This window comes from Janibacter hoylei PVAS-1, from assembly GCF_000297495.1.
In the GTDB taxonomy this organism is placed as follows: domain Bacteria; phylum Actinomycetota; class Actinomycetes; order Actinomycetales; family Dermatophilaceae; genus Janibacter; species Janibacter hoylei.
The window spans coordinates 1-5,243 of sequence record NZ_ALWX01000035.1; the positions used below are offsets into that span (position 1 = coordinate 1).

Consider the following 5,243-nt stretch of genomic DNA (forward strand, 5'->3'; position numbering starts at 1 on the left):
AAGCCGGCGCCCTCGACCGCGTCGCCAACGCGCTGGCCATGGCACGACCGACTACCTGACCGGGTTGCGGGCCGAGCCGGTGTCCACGCGCCCGTGGTACGTGCCTATGCAGACGCACCGAAGCGCACTGTGGACAAGTACGTCTCCGACACCGAGACTGCCATCGATACCTTCGAAGCGCTCGGTCTGGCCTTCTACCCCGAGTCCCTGCCCGTCTTCGGAGAGGATCTCAACGACGAGGGCGCCATCGAAGACTTCGCCGCTGATGTCCGTCGAGCTGCTGGCCTGGACGATGGTGATGTCGTCGGCAACTGCATCCGGCGCACAGAACGCCTTGGGGTCGTCGTGCTGCCCATGGACGACGAGCTAGGACGCCACCTGGGTCTGTCACTGCGCGTGAACACCACGCCCGTGATCCGTGTCAGCCGCCCTCGCCTGTCCCAGACCGGTGACACGAGCCCGCCCGGTGATCGGCAGCGCTTCACCGTCGCTCACGAACTCGGGCACTTGACCCTGCACGCCACGACGCCGCCACCGGCTTCGGCCGTTGAAGCGCGTCTGATCGAGCAGCAGGCCCACCGCTTCGCTGGGGCCTTCCTCGCCCCAGCCGAGCCCCTGCTGGCCGATCTGGGCAAACTCGGGGGCCGGGTCACTCTCAGCACGTTGGCTGACCTGAAGAAGACGTGGGGCGTGGCGATCAAGATGCTGGTGGTGCGTCTGCGTCAGCTGGGGCAGATCGACGACAATCACGCCCGCAGCTTGTACAAGCAGATCAGCGCACGGAAGTGGAACACCAGTGAACCCGTCCACGTCGGTCACGAGCACGCCATCTGGCTAGACAAGGCGCTTACCAAGGCGAAGGTCCCGACCAGCAACGCCGACGGCGCCGCCGGTCTGGCTCCGCGCTACCTCCACGCGTGGCTCGGCTGGGAACCGCAGACTCCAGAAATCAAGAACCTGCCGGACGGGGTGATCCCCCTGCAGCACCGACGAGAACGGTCCAAGGTCTGCTGACCATCAGCGCGGCATGCAGCGACAAACCCCCCCGTGGCGTGTCGCCAGCGCCAGTGGCCCTGGCCAGCTGAGCAGCAGCGAGAACACAAGACCAGGTCTGACAGGAAGAGGCCCATGCCACTGCCGAGCATCGCCCGACGTCACGGCTCCAAGAAGGTCGTGATCATCCGACACGAGGGAACCGACGACGAAGTCCGTACCGAAGTCCAGGCCATGATCCAAGCCACGAGCGGCTTCTTCGACGTGACGACAGCGATCTACGAGGGCGACATCGTCGAAGTCCCCGATCCACGCGGCGGCATCGACCGCAGGATCGTAGCCGAGGTGCACGTCAACGACTACGGCTCGAAGCAGATGCAGCACACCCAGGTGAAGTGGGGCAAGGTCCCCGCGGCCAGGACTGCCCCCGTGCGGCGGCTATCGATCGAGAACCTGCATCCCGAGGTGATCGGGGCAGCCGGTGACCTGTTCGCCGATGGCCACTACTCGAGCGCGGTCTACGAAGCATTCAAGTCCGTCGAAGTGCGCGTGCGCCAGCACGCTGGCGTCGACAAGTCTGGAGCCCAGCTCATGGGTGATGCGTTTGGCGGCGCCGCGCCAAAGCTTGTTGTATCCACGTCGGCAGGTCGTAGCGGCAGCGATGAGCAGGAGGGTTTCCTCTCACTCTTTCGCGGCGCCATGCTCGCAGTGCGTAATCCCAAGGCGCACGAACCCGTAAAGGACGAAGACCCTCAGCAGGCGCTGGAGTACCTCGGGCTAGCGAGTCTCCTGCATCACCGGCTCGACACCGCAAAACCGGCCCAGCCTTGATCCAAGACTTCCATTTCGCCGCGCCAGCCTACGAGGTACTGCAGTGCGACTCCTGGGAAAGCAGCGGGAATAGGCGAGGCGCCTAACGGTCGGGCTGACAGGACGACCTCGGCGCAAGGACCAACTACCTCGGCGCAAGGACCAACTACCTCGGCGCAAGGACCAACTACCTCGGCGCAAGGACCAACTATGGAGAGTGTGATGGACGGGGAGCCCGAGAACATCGATGAGCCGACCACATGGATCCCAGACCCTGCCGGCATCTACTTCAGCGACAGATTCAACGTCAGCCCGCAGACCCTCGAGGCATACGGTGCGTTCGATATCTCGGTGGTCTCCGATTTGCCGGTCTTCATCGATCCCTTCCTGTTGTTCAACAGCGATAAGGACGAGTATCAGGCGCTCCACGACCAGATCCTGACCTACCTCCGATTTCTCCGCGACCACGCTCACGAGCCGCTCGACGCGGGTCGCATAAAGAGCTGGTACACGTTCAGTGAAGTCCGCCAGAACTGGCTCGGATTCGCGGTCGGTGGCAACCGTGGGCATGGACTCGGCCCGAAGTTCGCCATCGCTCTCCACGCCGCGCTGGGGGGACATGCTGGACAACTTCGGCGACGAGACCATTACGAGTTCCAGCCATGTCGAGAAGCTCGCGCTGATCCGTCAAGGCGTAGGTCGCGACACCATCTCCGATCTCACCACGAATCTCATCAAGCACTACCTGCTGAGGTACACCTCCGAGTTCGCCACCGCCCACATCGCTCTCGCATCTCGCAAGACGGTGTCTGTCCCGCGAGCGAAGTTCAACTACAAAACACAGACATGGGCGACCGCGAAGTACGACCTTCCCTACACCAACGGCGACTTCGTCATCCTGACACCAGCCGACCTGCTCACCAAGGACGACACCTGGATCAACCGAACCGACATGGTGAACTCCTTCGATCTCCTCCCCGAGGTCACCGACAATGATCAACTCCGCGCAGATGTGAACAACTACCTGCGCTCACGGCTGGTGCGTCGGTCATCAGACAAGGAACGGCGTGAGGTCCGGGCACAAGCACTGCTTCAGTTCCCCGAGCTCATCGATTGTTACATTAAGCTCAAGGAAGACACCGGTGATCAAGCGGTTGTGGCCAGCCGCGACAAGGTCGACGACACGCGACTGCTATTGCGAGATCAAGTTCAGCGCGCGGCCCACGACTTGGCAGAAAAGACCGACCTGTTCGAGAAGCCCTGGACGTCTTACGACGAGGCCCTCCAAGCCATCGACACGTTCAAGCACTACGTGGAGAACCAGGACGGGTGGCGGGTCATCAACCGCGGCAGCGGAAAGGGCTTCGCGAACGAGAGTGAGGTTCAAGGATTCTTCGGCCTCCTACTTCAGGACTCACGCTTCGACGTGAATCGGGAGGTCAACAACGGTCGAGGCCCGGTCGACTTCAAAATCTCCGTGGCCTTGGACAGCGCGCTCATCGAGTTCAAGCTCGCCAAGAGCAGTTCCCTCGAACGCAACATGGAACGTCAACTCGAGGTCTACGAAAGGGCGAACAAGACGAAAGCTTCAGTTTTTGTGGTCATCGCCTACTCCACGGCCGAGGTCTCCAAGGCAACACGCGCAATCAAGAGACTCGGGCTGGACCAAGCCGATCCGCGAAGGGTCGTGGTCATCGATGCCTCGCCCAAGCAATCGGCGTCGAAGGTCTGAACTGAATCGAGCTGCCAAGGAGCGGCCCACAGCAGGAGGATGGCAGTCGCAGGCACAAGTGGGTCACAGATGCGCCATCAGTTGACCGGCACGGGAGAAACAGGCCAGTGCGGTCCTCAGCTTCGCTGGTGCGACGTGTCGGTGAACTTCGAGAAGACGGTCGGCCCACCCTTGGCCTGACTCACCCACCAGCGACCACCATCCTGGAAGCCCTCGACCCATCGCCTCAGTGATACACCCCGGCGGCACGAGTCAGGAGTCGCGGAACTCCACGGGGCCTCCCAGGCCGGGTTCCGCAGGTGATGGGCACACGGTCCGGGGTTTGCGGCGGTGTGGCCCAGACGATGAAGGTGACTCATGGTGAAGCCGAAGCTGCCCGCTCTCGCTGAACCTGGGGCGATCTGAGCTTCTGGGGATCTAGACAGCCGACGCCGACTTTACTGGTCCGGTCGGGTGCCTTCCTCGCAGCCGGGGCAGTCAACGACCTCGATCTCGGCTCATGGATGACACGAGCAGAGGGTGGGGACTTTTACATGGCCACCAGCGGGGACCTCATCTGGCCACCAGTGGGGACTTTGTCACGGCCATGGACAGGAAGGGTCCCGATTCTTCACGGCAGCTCGTCATTTGAACCGTATGTCTCGTCCCGCAGCGCTTCTTCGATGTAGAGAGCGGGAAACTGCCACCTGTTCGTGCAGCGGTCCCCGTGTCGTGTGCGTGAATCGCCCCGGGTCTGGTGGAGGCTGTCAATCCATGGAGGATGAGAGTCATGGCAGCACCCAGGAAGTACCCCGACGAGTTGCGTGAGCGGGCCACTCGGATGGCCGTCGAGCTGCGACAGGATCCCGCCACGAAGCAGGGCGCGATCGCTCGTGTGGCCGAGCAGCTCGGGATGCATCCGGAGACGTTGCGTAACTGGGTACGGCAGGCCGAGATCGACGGCGGTACGGTCAAGCCCCGGGTAGTGGTGTAGCGCCTGCGTGTTCCTTCTGGTGGTTCAGGCGGTCAATGCGGGCAGGTTGTCGCCTCCGATCTCGGGGTCGAGGGCGGGCACGATGTTGACGCGGCAGCGGGCGAGGACGTCGAGGCCGAGGTAGCGCCGTCCTTCGGCCCATTCATCGGTCTGCTCGGCCAGGACGGCTCCGACCAGGCGCACGATCGCGGCCCGATTGGGAAAGATCCCCAGGGAGTCGGTACGGCGTCGGATCTCGCGGTTGAGGCGCTCGGCGGGGTTGTTCGACCAGATCTGGGTCCACACGTCTTTGGGGAAGACAGTAAACGCCAGGATGTCCGCGCGGGCGGCGTCGAGGTGCTCGTGGACCTCGGGCAGCTTGCCGTCGACGTAGTCCAGCAGCCGGTCGAACTGCGCCTGGACGGCGTCCTTGTCGGGTTGGTCGTAGACCGAGTGCAACATCGCTTTCACGGCCGGCCACATGCTCTTGGGCGTCACGCTCATCAGGTTCGCGGCGTAGTGCGTCCTGCACCGCTGCCAGGACGCGCCGGGCAGGTTCGCCGCGATGGCCTCGACCAAGCCCTTGTGCGCATCCGAGGTGACCAGCCGGACGCCGGTCAGGCCCCGTGCGCTCAGGTCGGCGAAGAACTCATTCCACGCCGGCCCGGTCTCGGACGTGGCGACGCGCAGCCCGAGGACCTCGCGGTGCCCGTCGCCGTTGACGCCGACCGCGATCAGCGCGACGGCGTTGATCTC

Annotated in this window: 5 protein-coding genes; 4 read left to right on the plus strand and 1 reads right to left on the minus strand. The window is 63.5% G+C overall.

From position 1 onward, the window contains the following. The first annotated feature begins 129 nt into the window (after positions 1-129). The 4 genes from B277_RS15960 to B277_RS07865 all read left to right on the plus strand — a co-directional run bounded on the left by B277_RS15960 (position 130) and on the right by B277_RS07865 (position 4,508). Entirely contained in the window at positions 130-1,014 is an 885-nt protein-coding gene (locus B277_RS15960; protein WP_007927012.1) for an ImmA/IrrE family metallo-endopeptidase, read from the plus strand. Positions 1,015-1,128: 114 nt separating this feature from the next. Next, a complete protein-coding gene (locus B277_RS15965) occupies positions 1,129-1,824 on the plus strand; it encodes a TIGR02391 family protein (protein ID WP_007927014.1) in 696 nt (231 codons plus the stop codon). A gap of 547 nt (positions 1,825-2,371) precedes the next feature. Continuing rightward, on the plus strand, positions 2,372-3,535 hold the full coding sequence (locus B277_RS07860; protein WP_420795269.1) for a hypothetical protein: 1,164 nt from the start codon (positions 2,372-2,374) through the stop codon (positions 3,533-3,535). 769 nt (positions 3,536-4,304) lie between these two features. Next, positions 4,305-4,508 (plus strand): transposase, encoded by a 204-nt coding sequence (locus tag B277_RS07865; protein ID WP_007927022.1) that lies wholly within the window; start codon positions 4,305-4,307, stop codon positions 4,506-4,508. 24 nt (positions 4,509-4,532) lie between these two features. Here the strand turns inward: B277_RS07865 and B277_RS07870 are convergent. Then, on the minus strand, positions 4,533-5,243 hold a 711-nt coding region (locus tag B277_RS07870), incomplete at its 5' end, for an IS256 family transposase (protein WP_007927023.1).

Bases quoted from the DNA above. Each gene is read 5' to 3' on its own strand.
- B277_RS15965 (WP_007927014.1), top strand. From the start codon at position 1,129: ATGCCACTGCCGAGCATCGCCCGACGTCACGGCTCCAAGAAGGTCGTG.
- B277_RS07860 (WP_420795269.1), top strand. From the start codon at position 2,372: ATGGACTCGGCCCGAAGTTCGCCATCGCTCTCCACGCCGCGCTGGGGG.
- B277_RS07865 (WP_007927022.1), top strand. From the start codon at position 4,305: ATGGCAGCACCCAGGAAGTACCCCGACGAGTTGCGTGAGCGGGCCACT.